At 54.7% G+C, this 15,850-nt stretch carries 14 protein-coding genes; 10 read left to right on the top strand and 4 right to left on the bottom strand.

From position 1 onward, the window contains the following. Positions 1–19: 19 nt before the first annotated feature. Together NMUL_RS02110 and NMUL_RS02105 are read right to left on the bottom strand one after the other, a co-directional pair. On the bottom strand, positions 20–868 hold the full coding sequence (locus NMUL_RS02110; protein ID WP_011379763.1) for a nucleotidyltransferase family protein: 849 nt from the start codon (positions 866–868) through the stop codon (positions 20–22). Positions 869–914: 46 nt separating this feature from the next. Beyond that, the gene (locus tag NMUL_RS02105) at positions 915–2,069 is read right to left on the bottom strand and encodes a hypothetical protein (protein WP_041352337.1); all 1,155 of its coding nucleotides are present in this window, start codon (positions 2,067–2,069) and stop codon (positions 915–917) included. A gap of 374 nt (positions 2,070–2,443) precedes the next feature. On the opposite strand from NMUL_RS02105, the gene NMUL_RS02100 reads away from it, so the two are divergent. The 3 genes from NMUL_RS02100 (at position 2,444) to NMUL_RS02090 (ending at position 4,377) form a co-directional block, all read left to right on the top strand. After that, the gene (locus NMUL_RS02100; protein WP_011379761.1) at positions 2,444–2,698 is read left to right on the top strand and encodes a hypothetical protein; all 255 of its coding nucleotides are present in this window, start codon (positions 2,444–2,446) and stop codon (positions 2,696–2,698) included. Positions 2,699–2,884: 186 nt separating this feature from the next. Beyond that, entirely contained in the window at positions 2,885–4,105 is a 1,221-nt protein-coding gene (gene fabF / locus NMUL_RS02095) for a beta-ketoacyl-ACP synthase II (protein ID WP_011379760.1), read from the top strand. A 14-nt stretch (positions 4,106–4,119) separates the two neighbouring features. Next, entirely contained in the window at positions 4,120–4,377 is a 258-nt protein-coding gene (locus NMUL_RS02090; RefSeq protein WP_041352336.1) for an acyl carrier protein, read from the top strand. 110 nt (positions 4,378–4,487) lie between these two features. Here the strand turns inward: NMUL_RS02090 and NMUL_RS02085 are convergent, their stop codons facing one another. Then, positions 4,488–7,028 carry a DNA topoisomerase III gene (locus tag NMUL_RS02085; RefSeq protein ID WP_011379758.1) on the bottom strand — a complete coding sequence of 847 codons (2,541 nt, stop codon included), beginning with the start codon at positions 7,026–7,028 and terminating at the stop codon, positions 4,488–4,490. Between the two features lie 286 nt (positions 7,029–7,314). Next, on the bottom strand, positions 7,315–8,433 hold the full coding sequence (dprA, locus tag NMUL_RS02075; RefSeq protein ID WP_011379757.1) for a DNA-processing protein DprA: 1,119 nt from the start codon (positions 8,431–8,433) through the stop codon (positions 7,315–7,317). Between dprA and NMUL_RS16450 the strand changes: the two genes are divergently transcribed. From NMUL_RS16450 to NMUL_RS02045, 7 genes are all read left to right on the top strand, one after another. Beyond that, on the top strand, positions 8,427–8,558 hold the full coding sequence (locus NMUL_RS16450) for a hypothetical protein (protein WP_258039174.1): 132 nt from the start codon (positions 8,427–8,429) through the stop codon (positions 8,556–8,558). The genes dprA and NMUL_RS16450 overlap by 7 nt on opposite strands. Positions 8,559–8,712: 154 nt before the next feature. After that, positions 8,713–9,216: a peptide deformylase gene (def, locus tag NMUL_RS02070; RefSeq protein WP_041352334.1), complete on the top strand. Its 504-nt coding sequence runs from the start codon at positions 8,713–8,715 to the stop codon at positions 9,214–9,216. A 204-nt stretch (positions 9,217–9,420) separates the two neighbouring features. Next, complete coding sequence (gene fmt / locus NMUL_RS02065; protein WP_011379755.1) at positions 9,421–10,359, top strand: methionyl-tRNA formyltransferase; 939 nt, start codon at positions 9,421–9,423, stop codon at positions 10,357–10,359. After that, positions 10,356–11,684 (top strand): 16S rRNA (cytosine(967)-C(5))-methyltransferase RsmB, encoded by a 1,329-nt coding sequence (rsmB, locus tag NMUL_RS02060; RefSeq protein ID WP_011379754.1) that lies wholly within the window; start codon positions 10,356–10,358, stop codon positions 11,682–11,684. Before fmt ends, rsmB begins: the two co-directional genes overlap by 4 nt. Next, the gene (locus NMUL_RS02055; protein ID WP_011379753.1) at positions 11,662–12,279 is read left to right on the top strand and encodes a DUF4390 domain-containing protein; all 618 of its coding nucleotides are present in this window, start codon (positions 11,662–11,664) and stop codon (positions 12,277–12,279) included. The genes rsmB and NMUL_RS02055 overlap by 23 nt, the downstream gene beginning before the upstream one ends. Then, positions 12,279–14,510, top strand: a complete 2,232-nt coding sequence (locus tag NMUL_RS02050; protein ID WP_104009572.1) for a sensor histidine kinase — start codon at positions 12,279–12,281, stop codon at positions 14,508–14,510. Before NMUL_RS02055 ends, NMUL_RS02050 begins: the two co-directional genes overlap by 1 nt. 57 nt (positions 14,511–14,567) lie before the next feature. Then, a complete protein-coding gene (locus NMUL_RS02045) occupies positions 14,568–15,818 on the top strand; it encodes a sigma-54-dependent transcriptional regulator (protein WP_041352333.1) in 1,251 nt (416 codons plus the stop codon). The last annotated feature ends 32 nt before the right edge of the window (positions 15,819–15,850 follow it).

The following is a 15,850-nucleotide window of genomic DNA, read 5'->3' as shown; positions in this document are numbered from 1 at the left end:
TGATCGGAATTCAAGCCTCTCACATTTCAGGAGTGGGTCCGTGCAAATCGGACCCTCCTCCGGCAGCCGGCGCCTTGCGCGCTAGTACCGATTCCGCAAGTACCAGATCTGCAACCTTGTCCACATCGACCCCCGCCTGAGGATAGGGCAGGAATACCGGATGGGCCCTGATGCCGGTTTTCCTTCTGACTGCTCTCAATCCCCTTTCTATCGTCAATAACCCCAGCAGATAATAGAAGACAGTCGCAAACCCGAAAGTCTCCATGATCAAGCGTACCGGGCGCTTGCGCAGATCTTCCGCACGTTGCCAGAATGATACGAGGCCGCGGCCGCGATCATTGAGAAAGGCATATAGGTTGCAGCCGCAAATATTCGCATCCTTTAACCTTATTACCGTTCGCTTTGCCCCGGGAAATGCAGCTGCCACATCTTCATATTTGACGACCCCGACAGCAGCATCACAATCCGACGCCTGGGAGTTGCGAAGAAAATATTGCACGATGGCCGGTGTCAACAACGCGTGGTCGGCTGTGGTCAATAATACCGGGGCCTCCTGATTCACGTGGGAGAGGCCGCTGCGAGCGCTGCGGCTGGGAGAATCGAGATTTGGCAGCCAGACTACGCGCCCATTGCGAATACGTTCCTGCAGTTCCGGACAAGCGGGCAGCAAGGACTTGGGCGGCCCGCACAAAATGATGCTCTTCACCATGCCGCTGGCTTCCAGCGCATCCAGTACGCGGATGATCATCGGTATTCCTCCGACGCGCGCGAACGCCTTGCAGGGTGCTCCCGTTTCCAAGGAGATGGGATCGCGGGCCGTGCGGTCCGCTGCCAGCACCACGGCGGTAAACAGATCATTCTTTTTCATTGCATCGTTTTACCGATTCCGGTTCTTCAGTTGCTCCATCCGGCATTCACAGCATCTTCTGGTAAATCCGGTAACGTTTATACTCCCTGCAGCCCAAACTATCCAGAATGGCACGCATGGGTTTGTTGTCCTCGAGTATCCAGGATAATTCCATTGCCTTCACTCCCATGACTCGTCCGAGTTCCCTCGGCGCGTCGATGACCATGAAGGCAAGCGCCATACCGAGCGGAGTATTATGGAAGCGCCTGCGTACTCCCATTAATGGGATGCGACCGGTACGCACTCCTCCCCTGGATCTGATCCGGACCAGTCTGGTCCAGCCAAACGGAAACAAGTGTCCGTTCAGCTCGGCAAAAATTTCGTTGAGGTTTGGCAATGCCACCATGAACGCAGCGGGCACCCCGTCGACCTCCGCAATCTGGATACAATCATCGGGTACGAGCAAGCGAAGGCTGGCGCCAAGTTCCGCGAACTCCGCCTGGGTAAAAGGAACGAAACCCCAATTCTCGGACCAGGCATCGTTGAATATATCACGCAGGACTTCCAGTTCCTCGTTGAACTTGTCGCGGCGCAGAGTTCTCAGGTGCACCTGATCCGCAAATTTACCGATCAAGGCGTCCATCAGCCGCGGCACCTTGAAATCGAGTTCTATCCAATAGGCAAGCAAATCCTTTGCCTGTTGATACCCTTGTTCCTCCAGCAGGCGACCGTACCATCTGCGGGAGTGGGGCATCATCACTACTGGCGGCTTATCAAAACCGTCCACCAATATGCCGCATTCCTGGTTGATCGATAAATTGAAGGGGCCTGTCACATGTCTCGTCTGCTCCGCCCCCAGCCATGCCTCAGCCATCTGGAAGAGGGCGGCTGAAACCTCCTTGTCATCTATGCATTCGAACAGACCGAAATGTCCGGTATGACCGCCGTAGCGTTCCCGATGCAGTTGATCGATCTGGGCGCTGATCCTTCCCACCGGCTGATCATCCCTGTATGCAATCCAGGCCTGCCATTTTCCGTGCTTGAAAAAGGGATTGAATCTCGAAAAATGTAGTCGCCGCTCAAGCCGTAAAGGAGGCACCCACATGGGATCGTCAGCGTAAATACTCCAGGGAATATCGATAAAAATTCCCATTTCCCGATAGCTTCTGACCGGACGGACAATGACTTCCGGGAAGTGCGGGCCGCTAATCTTTTTTTTCATGTAAAACTGGCCAAGTGATGATCGGACGTGGATATTCCACGGTCGCATTGCCTCCGGAGACCGGAAACGTTTGTACCTTGAAAGACTGCGCCCCGAAAATGAGTTGAAGATCGAAACGGTTTCTGCTTTACCCAATCCCGGCAGAATCGTCCATACCGGGCGGATATGTTAACTTGTTAACTCGATGACACCTTGTTGACGTGTGATATTATAATTGCCGGTCTGCTAACTGAGGGCGGACTTCAGCATTTATCCCCGCGATCTTCGCGCACTCAGTCCGGAAACGAGCGGTGCAGTATAGCGAATGAAGTAAAAGAAAAAACAGCGACTGGTAATGGATTCTGTAACGATTATTTGCGGAAGGTTGATTATCGATGGAAAGTTCTGAGTATAACCTGCTAGTGTCTCTCGCCCTTATTCCTGTCGTTATCGGGCTGCAAGTATGGGTAAGGAACCGCCGCAAGCGCCGGCGCAACGAAGCCGGGCAACAGGAATTCGATAGCTTGGCTGCAACGCTCGTGTCAGCGCTTATCGAAGGGGCAGCGGTCATCTCGAGTTTATTACTCGTCATCTGGATTATGGGAGGCATATTGAGATACCTGTTCCCAATGATATTCAACGCAAAATAGCAATACGAGTGTCCTGCGCAACCGTGAGACCCGGAAGCCTTCAGTCAATGGCCGGTCAACGATTCCGGGCGGACTCCGCTGCTCATTTAGGCTGCCCATTACATAACGAGCGCTCACCTGTTCGCTGCATTGAATACCTCCCCATAATGAGGTCGAGCAGATTCCCATGATTATTTCCGGTTTTGTATGCGTGTAGTCGTTACAGGAATGGGAGTTGTTTCCCCCATTGGTATCGGGGTTGACCAGTTCTGGTCAGCCGCTGTCAAGGGTGTGAGCGGAATAAAAAGGATAACCAGCTTTGATGCATCGAGCAGGCGTTCCCAAATTGCAGGAGAAGTGACGGACTTTGATCCTTCAACCTTCCTCTCTCAAAAGTATATCGAGCAAACCGACAGGTTCACCCAGCTTGCCCTGCTTGCTGCGCGTCTTGCCCTCGAGGACGCCGGCGGCCTTGAGGCTTATGAATCTCGCCGCATCGGGGTGAGCATAGGTTCGGGAATGGGTGGTTTTTCCACCTTTGAATCGTCCGCGCTGCGCAAGTTTCGGAGTCAGCCGGTCCCGCCTTTCACCGTACCACGCACAATGGCCAACTCCGCTGCGGCCTGGATCGCGATCAGGCATGGGTTCAAAGGCATGAACCTGACCTCCAGTACAGCTTGCTCTTCGGGAGCCAATGCCATCGGTGCGGCACTCGATCTCCTGCGTGCAGGAAGAGCGGACGTTGTGGTCGCCGGCGGTGCTGAAGCATGCGTATTGCCGCTCACCATCAACGGTTTTGAGATATTGCACGCCCTGACCACCACTTCCAACGATAATCCAGCCAGAGCCTCGCGTCCTTTCGCAAAAGGCCGCGATGGTTTTGTCATGGGAGAGGGTGCGGGAATACTGATCCTCGAGAAGGAAGAGCAGGCCCGCCAGCGGGGAGCAAAAATATATGCCGAGCTTGCCGGCTATGGACAGGCATGTGATGCAACGCATATTGTCATGCCCGACATGGAAGGCCAGATCGCTGCCATGCAGGAAGCCATCCGTGATGCGGGAATGGAGCTGGATTCCATTGAGCATATCAATGCGCATGCGACTTCCACACCGCTGGGGGATACAGTCGAAACGCGGGCAATAAAAAATCTTTTTGGAGCGCGTGCTGCTGACATTGCCATCAGCGCCACCAAATCGATGGTAGGGCATTCCATCGGCGCATCGGCAGCAATCGGCAGTATCGCCACCATCATGGCGCTTCATACCGGCACCATTCATCCGACCATCAATCTTGATGAGGCCGATCCCGAGTGTGACCTCGACTACACCCCCAACGTTGCGCAGAAAAGAAGTGTCCGCACCGGCTTGTGTAACGCTTTCGGATTTGGTGGCAACAATGCGAGCATTCTTTTCACAACCCTTGCATGAAGGAAGAACTAGATATGGACACAGCGGAGATTGAAGCAAAGGTCATACAATTCATTGCCACAAAAGTCGAGAATCTCGATGCTTCCACTATCAACCGCTCTTCAAAATTTGAAGAACTTGGACTCGACTCCATGGATACGATACAGCTTCTGTTTGACGCTGAAGATGCGTTTGGCATCAATTTCGATAGCGAGGAAGCAAAGGGATTCACCACCGTAGGGGATATCGTCTCCTACATCGAAACCCATCAGCCATCGGCGCCCCCCCAATAAAGGAAGAGGCGTTACGCAATCACGCCCTTTCCCTCTTCTCCCATTCTCGCAGTCCCCCGATCTCCCGAACGGGTCTTCTTCAAGAAGCAGGCTGCGCTCCACTGCCCTTTTTACCTCGTTTTCGCGGAGAGGGTTTTTTTCATCGGCGCAGCCCTCGGCTTCGCCACCTTTGTTTCCTCCGTCTCTGCCGGGGTTTTAACCTTTGCCTCCTTCACTTCGAACTCGAACCCGATTTTTCCGTCCTTGCCCGCAACGAGATAGGCTGAAAACGGCCTGCCCTTCTTCGAAATAAACTTTGTCAGCAAATCCGTTTTGCCGGTCTGCAACAATTTCATGACCTGCTCGCGCTCGAGCGGCCGCGAGAGAATGATTTTCCCTATTTTAAAGCTGCATGTGTGTGCAGAACCGAGCGATTTTTCGCACAGGTAGCTCATGCCATGATCGAATACCCGCCCACTGCACCGGGGACACTTTCCCAACGGTTCCTGCCCGGAAAAATCAACCTCTTCAGTATCCTGCTCCCCGTCTGCACCGAAATCAAACTTCATCTCGAGCTCATCCGTCAGTTTGATGTTGGCGTTGAACAGCCGTCCCATCTTGCTCCGAAAGCCCTGGAGAGGCCCCACCTCCCGCCGGGTAATGAGCTGCTCCATTTCCGCTGTTTCAAATTGTCGTCCCGCCAGAATTTTCCATAGCGCGAAATCGCATTTCTGGCACTGAAATTTTTTATATGTCTCCTGGATCACACCGCCGCATTTCGGACAGGGCGACTTGAGCGTCGAAAAATCTCCACTTATGGTTTCGCCGCGATGACTTTTTGCCTGTTGCACGATGTGGCTCGTCATCTCCGCGATTTCAGCCATGAACTTGTTGCGTTCGAGCTTCCCCTGTTCGATCTGGCGCAGCTTGTATTCCCAGTCACCCGTCAGCTCAGGCGAAGTAAGTTCCGGTACTTTCAACCCGCGCAACAAGGTGATGAGGGAAAAGGCCTTGGCAGTGGGATGCAGTTCCCGTCCCACACGCTGGATGTAGTTTTCCGATACCAGGCCTTCGATAATCGCCGCGCGTGTCGCCGGCGTGCCAAGTCCCTTTGCGCTCATGGCTTCCCGCAGTTCTTCATCTTCCACCCATTTACCCGCGCCTTCCATCGCGGACAGCAGAGTGGCTTCATTGAATCGGGGAGGGGGGCGAGTCTGATGCGAGGCAACCTCAATTTCCTCGGCGGTCACCGGTTCATCCGGCTCCAGCTTGACCAGGGTCGAGTTGTCCTCCGTACCCGAAGGCTGCGCCTCCTTGCCGTAAACGGCCTGCCAGCCGGGATTGATCAGAACTTTTCCTTCCGTCTTGAAAGGCTCGTTCTCCACCCGCGTGATACGGGTGGTAACGAGAAATTCAGCCGCCGGGTAGAATATCGCGAGGAAACGCTTGACAACAAGATCGTACAGTTTTGACTCCACCTCGTTCAACCCCCTGGCTTCAATGGTCGTAGGGATGATCGCAAAGTGGTCGGAGATTTTTGCATTGTTGAATATACGTTTATTGGGCTTAACCCAGCCTGCTCCGAGAATCTGCGCAGCAAATGCTCCGTATCCAGAGTTTTGGAGAGAACCCAGGGTTTCCTTGACGGTGGCAATATAATCTTCCGGCAGAGCCCGCGAGTCCGTGCGCGGATAAGTCAATACCTTATGCTTTTCATATAATGCCTGCGCCAGGGAGAGGGTAGTCTTGGCGGAAAAGCCGAAACGGCCGTTCGCATCGCGCTGCAAACTGGTAAGGTCATAGAGCAAAGGGCAGGTTTCGGTAGCAGGCTTGCTTTCTTCGGTGACGACCCCAGATTTACCGAGGCACTTGACACGAATAGCTTCCGCAGTCGCATGGTCCCATAACCGCTCTGCTTTTTGCTCATTGTCTTTCCTGGCTTTCGTGAACGACTCGTCGAACCAGCGACCCTTATAGCTTCCTTCGCGGGCGGAAAACGTTGCATGCACTTCCCAGTAGCTGCGAGGGACAAATTTCTTGATGATGTCTTCGCGCTCGATCAGAATCGCCAATGTAGGAGTTTGTACACGTCCCACTGTGGTTTTATGGAAGCCGCCTTCCTGTGAATTGAATGCGGTCATGGCGCGTGTGCCGTTTATGCCCACCAGCCAGTCAGCTTCTGAACGGCTTACCGCTGCTTCCGCCAATGGCCACACGTCCTCATCATCCAGCAACTTATTGAAACCCTCCCGGATGGAAGCGGGCGTCATCGATTGCAGCCATAGCCGTTTAACCGGCTTTTTGGTTCCGACATGGCGAGTGATGTAGCGAAAAATCAGTTCCCCTTCCCGGCCTGCATCGCAAGCATTGATCAGCGCGTCCACATCCTTCCGTTTGATGAGTCTGGTCAAAAGCTTCAGCCGCGATTCGGTTTTCTCGATGGGATTGAGGTCAAAATGCGGTGGAATGACGGGCAGATTCGTAAAACTCCATTTCCCTCGCTTGACTTCGTGTTCCGGAGGGACCGCGAGCTCAAGCAAATGCCCTACGGCGGACGACACGACATATTCATCGTTCTCGAAGTAGTCGGTATGTTTCGTGAATCCCCCTAAGGCACGCGCAATGTCTGCGGCAACAGAAGGCTTCTCGGCAATGATTAAGGTTTTACCCATGAAATTCCTGTAAATGTCCCACCACCCCGTGTGATTTATCAGCATAACAGGGGGCAAGCAAAAATAGATAGCACTGCCAGCGACCTGCAACCAAAAACATCATCATGATAGGACCCCGAAGGCAGGCAAGCTCAGCAGAAAACCAGCATGCTTCTCCCCGCGGAATCCTGTCGTCCGTACCGGTCGCTGCAACTCCTGCAATCTCTTCCGGTCCCACGTTATCCCCTCTTACCCCCTCCGGATGGGGTGATCATACGAAAGCCGTACATACCTCGGACACCGCCACCTATCGGAGCCGCTGGTAACGCCCGCCGGGAAGACTGGCGATTATGCCATCCAGTTCAAGCGTCAACAGCATGGCCGATACCGTTTCTACCGTCAAGCCACTACGCAGGCAGAGGGTATCGACATCGATGATGTCATGGCTGAGGTGTTTCAACAGCAAAAATTCTTCTCTTGCAGCCTCACCCCCTTCCGGAACGAGGATGGGGATGCCAGATGGGCAACCGAATTCCTCCAGAATATCTCCTGCGCTTTCCACCAGCTTGGCACCCTGCTTGATGAGTGCATGGCATCCCCTGGACAAGGGCGAGTGGATGGAGCCCGGAATGGCGAATACTTCCCGTCCCTGCTCCAACGCCTGCCGCGCCGTGATAAGAGAACCGCTCTGCAATGCGGCCTCGACCACAAGGCATCCCCTGCTCAGGCCACTGATGATGCGATTGCGACGCGGAAAGTTGCTGCCGATGGGAGGCGTGCCCAACGGAAACTCGGAGACAAGCGCGCCCCTTTCCGCCAACTCATGCGCCAGCTTGCGATGGCTTGCGGGATAAACGAGATCCAGTCCGGTACCCACCACGGCAATACTGCTGGCCCTTCCTCGCAGTCCTCCACGATGCGCTGCGGCGTCAATGCCAAGAGCCATGCCGCTGGCGATGGAAAATCCTGCATTGCTCGCCGCCTCGGCAAAGGCTTCTGCATTGGAAAGACCTTGGGGCGTAGCATTCCGGCTGCCGACAATGGCAAGCATTGGCGCGTTCAGCAGAGCGCGCTTTCCTTTGACATAGAGAAGCGGCGGGGGATCGGGGATATGGAGTAACAGTGCGGGATAATCCGGATCTGCCAGGGTGATGACGGAATTCTGCGGGTCTTCCAGCCATTTGAGCGAAGCATTCAGCTTTTGCGGGTCAGCTCCCCCGATAATGTTGTCCGCCACCTTCCTTTTAACCACGCGCTCCAATGAAGTCATGCTGGCCGAAAGAATTGCAGCGGGGCTGCCAAAAGTCGCAAGCAAACACCTCATCGACTCGTCACCCAGGCCATCGATCAAGTCCAGGGCGAGCCAGGATGCGATATCGGGTTCGATATTCCGCTGCGAAATTACCTGGACAGGTATTGATGACATGGTCTTTTCATCCCGTAACCGCATCCGGCGGACTTCATCCCTTCACCGTTGCGGAACTCACGGTGATAAACCTGGAGCCCAAATCCCCGGTTACCGTCATGGCAAGACAATCTGATGAAATATAGGAACTTAGCAGTGATTGAAAGTCGGAGAAAAGAAGGTTGCAGGTAAATCAGGATATAATATATCCGCAGGAATCCTGCGAAGGTGCGACGGACTATCGCTATCAGGCGTCGCCTTGAATTTTGCATTCAGTTTCTTTTATGTTCAAGCCTTTTTATGGCGCTATTGAAAATATTGCAATATCCTGACGAACGGTTACACACCATTGCGGCTCCGGTTCCCGAAGTCACCGATGAAATACGCGTCCTGGTGCAGGATATGGCGGAAACCATGTATGCCGCGCCGGGAGTCGGGTTGGCCGCGACGCAGGTGGACGTGCACAAGCGTGTTATCGTAATCGATGTTTCCAATACCCATGATCAGCTGCTTGTGCTGATTAATCCGGAAATCACCACGCACGAGGGGGAATCGGACTATGAGGAAGGCTGCCTGTCCGTACCTGGCATATTTGGCAAGGTGCCGCGCGCTGCGCAGATTACCGTCGAAGCCCTGAACAAGGACGGCGAGCGCTTCACGCTGGATGCGGACGGGCTTCTGGCGGTGTGTATCCAGCATGAAATGGATCACCTGCTGGGAAGAGTATTTGTGGAGTATTGGTCGCGGATGAAGCAATCGAGGATTCAGGCAAAATTCCGGAAGCAGCGCCGAAAGGTAATGTAGCAGACCATGTAAAAATTTATATCTTTATTATCCGTCTCTTGCACGCTCTTGGTCCATTCCACGGCGCATTCCCTGTTTCCACAGCAAACCGATGCAACCGCAAGGGGAGATTATCCGGAGAATTTGGTGACCGGTGCTCCGGGAACGGGATGCGGATACTGACCATCCTTTCTTGCCGTCACGCGCCTACCCCTGCCCATCCCCATGAGAATCATTTTTGCCGGAACGCCTCCTTTCGCCGCCGCCGCGCTTGAAGCCCTGGCAGATGCTGGCCACGAAATTGCATTGGTGCTGACCCAGCCGGATCGACCTGCCGGAAGAGGCATGAAAAATGCTTCCAGCGCAGTAAAGTTACTTGCACAAAAGCGGGGATTTGGTCTACTGCAGCCCCCCTCCCTCAGGCAACCCGAGTTACACATGCAACTCGAGGCCGTCAGGGCAGATATCATGGTTGTCGCTGCGTATGGATTGATTCTGCCTTTCTCTGTTCTGAATATCCCAAAACTCGGCTGCGTGAACATTCATGCCTCATTACTGCCCCGGTGGCGCGGAGCGGCTCCAATCGAACGGGCGATTCTAGCGGGAGATCGGGAAACAGGAATTACGATCATGCAAATGGATCGCGGTCTCGATACCGGCCCCATTCTGCTGGTACGAAGTATTACAATCGCAAAGGATGACACTGCCGGAACATTGCATGAAAAGCTTGGACAATTGGGAGCAGCCTGTATCGTAGAAGCGCTGGCTTTGTTGCAGCAAGGAAAAATTATCGCCACTCCCCAGAATGATCTGGCGGCCACGTACGCCTCCAAACTGGAAAAGACGGAAGCCGAAATTGACTGGCGGATGGATGCAGAAAATATCGATCGCGCAGTGAGGGCCTTTAATCCTCGTCCCGGCATGCATTCCACCGTGAATGGAATTTCCATGAAAGTGTGGCAGACCAGCGTAGATATCGCAGAGACAGATGAAAAACCGGGGGAAATCGTTGCAATAAGACCGGACGGAATTGTCGTTGCATGCGGCAAGCATGCCTTGATATTGAAGATCGTGCAAAAATCCGGAGGTAAAAAATTAAGATCCGCTGAATTCCTCCTGGGGCATTCTCTGCACCCGCACGATCGTTTTGAAAGCGGGGAATGATCAGGACGCAGCGTCTCGCCGCCACCACTGTTGAAAGAGTGGTGAGTGGCGCAAGTCTGACAACGGTTTTGCAGGAAACCTGGCGCAGCCACAGCGGCCTCTCCGACCAGCAGCGCGGTGCGATTCAGGATTTAAGCTATGGCGTACTGCGCTTTTATGGTCAACTGGACATATTGCTTGGCTTATTGCTGAACAAACCCCTGAAGGACCAGAGTTTGCGCTACCTGCTACTGGTGGGACTGTATCAGCTTCAATACAGCAAAACGGCGCCGCACGTCGTGGTGGACAGTGCAGTATCCGCTTCTTGCAGCCCCTCGATCGATGGCAGGAATAGCAGGAACATGCTGGATCCCCGCCATGCGAAAAGTATAGGCGGACTGGTCAATGCGATATTGCGCAACTTCTTGCGCAAACGTCCCGCCCTGCTTGAAAAAACGGCGGCAACCGAAGTAGGAAGGTATTCCCATCCACAATGGTGGATCGACAAACTCCGTGCGCAATATCCCTCCCGCTATCAGGCTGTACTGGAGACAGCCAATATACGACCACCTATGGCGCTCAGAGTCAATCAGCGGAGGACAAACGTTGAAGCATATCAGAAGCTGCTGCACAATGCCGGACTGAATGCCCGGCGACCGGAAAACGAGTGGACAGAAGAGGCGCTTGAATTATTTCACCCGGTCCCGGTGGAAAAACTGCCGGGCTTCGGTCAAGGACTGGTATCAGTTCAGGATGTGGCCGCTCAAATGGCAGCGCCGCTACTCTGTCCCCAGAGCGGAATGCGGGTGCTGGACGCCTGCGCTGCCCCGGGCGGGAAAAGCGCGCATCTGCTTGAATTGACCGATCTGGAACTGACCGCGGTTGACAATGATGGCGAGCGGTTAGAACGGCTAAAGCAGAATTTCACTCGTCTCGGCCTCAAGCCTTATCGCATCATTCACGGCGACGCCACGCACCCGGGGGAGTGGTGGGATGGAAGGCCATTCGATCGTATCCTGGCTGATGCCCCCTGCTCTGCGTCCGGGGTGGTGCGCCGTCACCCCGACATCAAATGGCTGCGACGCGAAAGCGACCTGGCGCAGTTTGCCGAGATACAACGTAAAACCCTCGATGCCCTTTGGCAAACCCTGGTCAAAGGCGGTAAATTGCTCTATGTCACTTGTTCCATATTCGCAGAGGAAAACGGTCTTCAGGTGGAAAGCTTCCTGAATCATCATCCGGATGCTCGTCTACTGCCCTTTTCCGTGCCGGAAATCGTGGAGGGCCAGTTGTTGCCGGACCTCCATCACGACGGTTTTTTTTATGCATTGCTTGAAAAGCTCTGATTTCCTGCCCCGTCTCCTGCGCATGACTGTGGCAGCGCTGCTGCTTGCGCTCATAGGACAGGCATCCAGCGCACATGGGGAAGCAAGCATAGAGATCAAGTCGGTCAGAATCAAACCCGTGGAAGGCGCCTACGAGTTTGACGCCGATTTCCAGATCACTCTCAATCACAAACTGGAGCATGCCCTGGAGAAGGGTATTGTGCTTTATTTTGTCACCGAACTCAGCCTGGTCAATTCACGCTGGTACTGGTTCGATGAAAGAGTAGGCTATAGCCGGGTGCGCGAAGGATTGAGCTACTACGCCCTCACTCGTCAGTATCGCCTGACGCGGGGGGCATTGTCACAGAACTTCGGTTCGCTCAGCGATGCATTGCAGGCGTTAAGCCGCGTGCGGGACCGGCCGATCAACGCGAGTGAAGAATTGATCCCGAACGCGGAATATACCGTGGAATTGCGCACGCGTCTCGATATAGCGGCGCTGCCCAAGCCGTTCCAGGTGGAAACGCTCGGCTCCCGGGAATGGGATCTCGGTTCCGGTACTTTGCGGTGGAATACCCGCTTACCCTCCCAGAAGCTGCAGGACAACAGCAAATGATGAAATACCTCATCATCGCCGGCGTGGCGCTGGGGGCGATCATGCTGCTCCTGCTCGCGAGCGCTGGCGCCGATACCGGACTCTTCGACCGCAAATACAGACTGCTGATCAGGCTCAACGCCGGTTTGGTGCTGTTCCTCATGGCAATCGTCGGATACCTGCTATGGAGGCTCAGGCGCAGGCTTCAGGCGGGCGTATTCGGTTCCAGACTGGCGCTGCGCCTGTTGCTGATCTTCTCGCTGATGGCGGTGCTCCCGGGCGTCCTGGTCTATAGCATATCGGTCCAGTTTCTGGGAAAAAGCATCGAATCGTGGTTCGACGTAAAAGTGGACCGCGCTCTGGAAGGCGGGCTGGAACTGGGGCGCACCATTCTCGACAGCCGGCTGGAAGATCTGCACAGGGAAGCCGATCTCGCCGCACTTGCATTATCCGAGCAGGCGGGACCATTGCCACCGGTATTAAACCAACTCGTCCATCAAATGCAGGCGCAGGAAGCAGTCCTGTTCGATCACGAAGGTAACGTCGTTGCATTTGCACGTGCGGACACGAGTGAAACCGTCCCTGACGCACTTAGTACAACTTCACTGCATCAGATCAGGACGGAGAACGGATACAGCACGATCGAGTCGATTGCCGGCGAAGGTTTGTACCTGAAGGTATGGTCGCCTATCGATGTTCCCGGCGTAAGAAACAATACGCGGATTCTGCAGTTGACGCAGCCCGTGCCGACACAACTGGCGGAAGACGCGGAAATAGTACAGGCAGCCTATCGGGACTACCAGGAATTGCTGCTGTCACGCGAAGGTCTCAAACACCTCTACGGGGTGACCCTGACGCTCGCGCTGCTGCTTGCGCTTTTCTCTGCCCTGGCCGCTGCATTCCTGATCAGCGAACGGCTCAGCGCACCTCTGGGAATGCTGGCGGAGGGCACGCGAGCGGTTGCGCAGGGCGACTTCAGCAGGCGCCATCCGGTACGGAGCCGCGACGAACTGGGCGTACTGACCGAATCATTCAATCTCATGACCCAACAGTTGGAGGAAGCGCGGATAACTGCCCAGCACAATCAACAGGAAGTGGAAAGCGCGCGGGCTTATCTGGAAAACATCCTGGCCAATCTTTCCTCGGGCGTCCTGGTATTCGATGAAAGCCTGCACTTGCGCACAGCCAATCTAAGCGCGGAGCAAATCCTGAACGTCCCGCTGCCCGGTCTGGAAGGGCTGACGATCGAGGAATGCGCGATGCGTGAATCCGAGTTGCATGCCTTCGCATATGGAATTCTGGAAGGATTTCATTCGGAAACAAAGGGCGAGTGGCAGCGCCAGGTAGAGCGAACGAGGGAGGGCACGCGTCAGGTCCTGCTGCTACGGGGAACATGGCTGGCGCATGTGCCGGGCGGGGGAGGCGTCGTCGTGTTCGACGATATCACCCATCTGCTGGAGACTCAGCGCGCTGCAGCCTGGGGAGAAGTGGCGCGCCGTCTGGCGCATGAAATAAAGAATCCTCTGACGCCGATACAACTGTCCGCTGAACGCATACAACACAAGCTTGCCGCGAAGCTGAATGACAATGACGCGCAAATTCTGCATCGTTCCACCGAAACGATCGTCAATCAGGTGGAAGCGCTCAAAAGAATGGTCAATGAATTCAGCGAATACGCGCGTGCGCCTGAACCCGAATTTCACCTGCTGGATTTCAATGCACTGGTACGGGAAGTACTGGCCTTATATGAAAGTCCAGCCACAGCAGCGCCGGATAATCGGCAACCACACATCGATCTGGTTCTGGTGCCCGACCTGCCGATGATGAAAGGTGACTCCGCGCGACTGCGCCAGGTGATCCACAATCTCCTGCAGAATGCGCAGGATGCGCTGGCGGGTTTGCCTCAGCCCGCAATCATGATAAAAACGGAAACGCTGCCCTCAGGCATACGTTTCACCGTCAGCGATAACGGCGGGGGGTTTCCTGAACAGGTGAGAGCACGGGTATTTGAACCCTATGTGACAACAAAACCGAAAGGGACCGGACTGGGTCTTCCCATTGTAAAAAAGATAATCGAAGAACACAGGGGAACGATACAGATTGAAAATAGGCGACCGCACGGCGCGCGTATTTCAATCGTACTCCCCCTCTCCCCGGACAAACTCGTGGTTTCTCTCAAAGATGGATGGTTCCGACCGATCGCGGGAGAGCCAGCGCTTTCACTTTCCTGTGAACTGCAGTCAAAAGAATAAGAGGTAAGCTTGACGTTCAATTTCATTTCCGTGGCAAGCAAATCTATTCCTGGAATTATGAGCAACAATACGATACTGATCGTTGACGATGAAATCGGCATCCGTGAGCTTTTGTCCGAAATCCTCCGGGATGAGGGTTATCGCGTCGCCCTGGCAGAAAATGCCGCACAGGCGCGCGCATGGCGGAAACAGGCTCGCCCCGATCTGGTATTGCTGGATATCTGGATGCCGGATACCGACGGCATCACTCTGCTGAAAGAATGGGTCAGCAGCGGACTTCTCACCATGCCGGTGGTGATGATGTCGGGCCACGGCACAATCGACACAGCGGTAGAAGCCACGCGCATGGGGGCAGCGGCCTATCTCGAGAAACCGGTACCGCTGCAAAAACTGCTGAGCACAGTCGGCCGGGCGTTGCGCAGCGGGCAGGCCAAGCCGCGCATGACACTTCCCCTGGCAAGCCTGGGACGAGGGGCGCTGATTACAGACCTGAAAAGACGGCTGGAACAGGTTGCCAGCCTCACGGCACCGGTGCTCCTCATAAGTGAACCGGGAACGGGCGTGGATCTGTGCGCCCGCTTTCTGCACGAGCCAAATACACCTTGGGTAGAACCCGATACTCTCGCCACCCTGTCGAATGCTCCGTTTGAGTTACTTGAACAAGCAAAAGGAGGATTGCTTTTTCTCAAGGAAATCGACGAGCTCAACAAACTGGCGCAAAAAGGACTGTTGCTGCTGCTGGGCAAGCTGGAAAGATACAGTGTCCGGCTCGTATGCGTGACCTCCACGCCGCTTGCCAGCCTGGCAGCTCAAGGGGTCTACGACCCCAAGCTGTATGAGATGCTGAGCGGACTTTGCATCAACGTGCCCGCACTAAGGGAGCATCGGGAAGACATTCCCGAACTCGCGACCCAGATACTCTCGCGTTACATCGAATCAGGAGACGTTCCGTTGCGACAGTTCAGCACCGCTGCCCTCAACTGCCTGCGAAATCACGACTGGCCCGGAAATCTCGCACAATTGACGGGCGCAGTGCATACCCTTGCGCTGAGTTGCACCAGCGATGAAATATCGGCAGAAGACGTAAAACAGATACTGGTCCCTTCCTCGCCTTCACAGGCAGTGGCGGGTATCCCGCTCGACATACCGTTGCGTGAAGCGCGGGACATGTTCGAAAAAACGTATTTTGAACAGCTTATCGAACAGGAAAACGGCAATATGACCCGAGTGGCGGAACGTGCCGGCCTGGAGCGCACCCATCTGTACCGCAAGCTCAAACTGCTCGGCATCAGGCTGCGCGGGAATTGAGATTCATTCTCTACAATCGGAGTTGTCATATT

The organism is Nitrosospira multiformis ATCC 25196 (assembly GCF_000196355.1).
GTDB lineage: Bacteria > Pseudomonadota > Gammaproteobacteria > Burkholderiales > Nitrosomonadaceae > Nitrosospira > Nitrosospira multiformis.
Note: the sequence above shows the minus strand (reverse complement) of the source record. Positions and strands in the feature narration are given on the sequence as shown.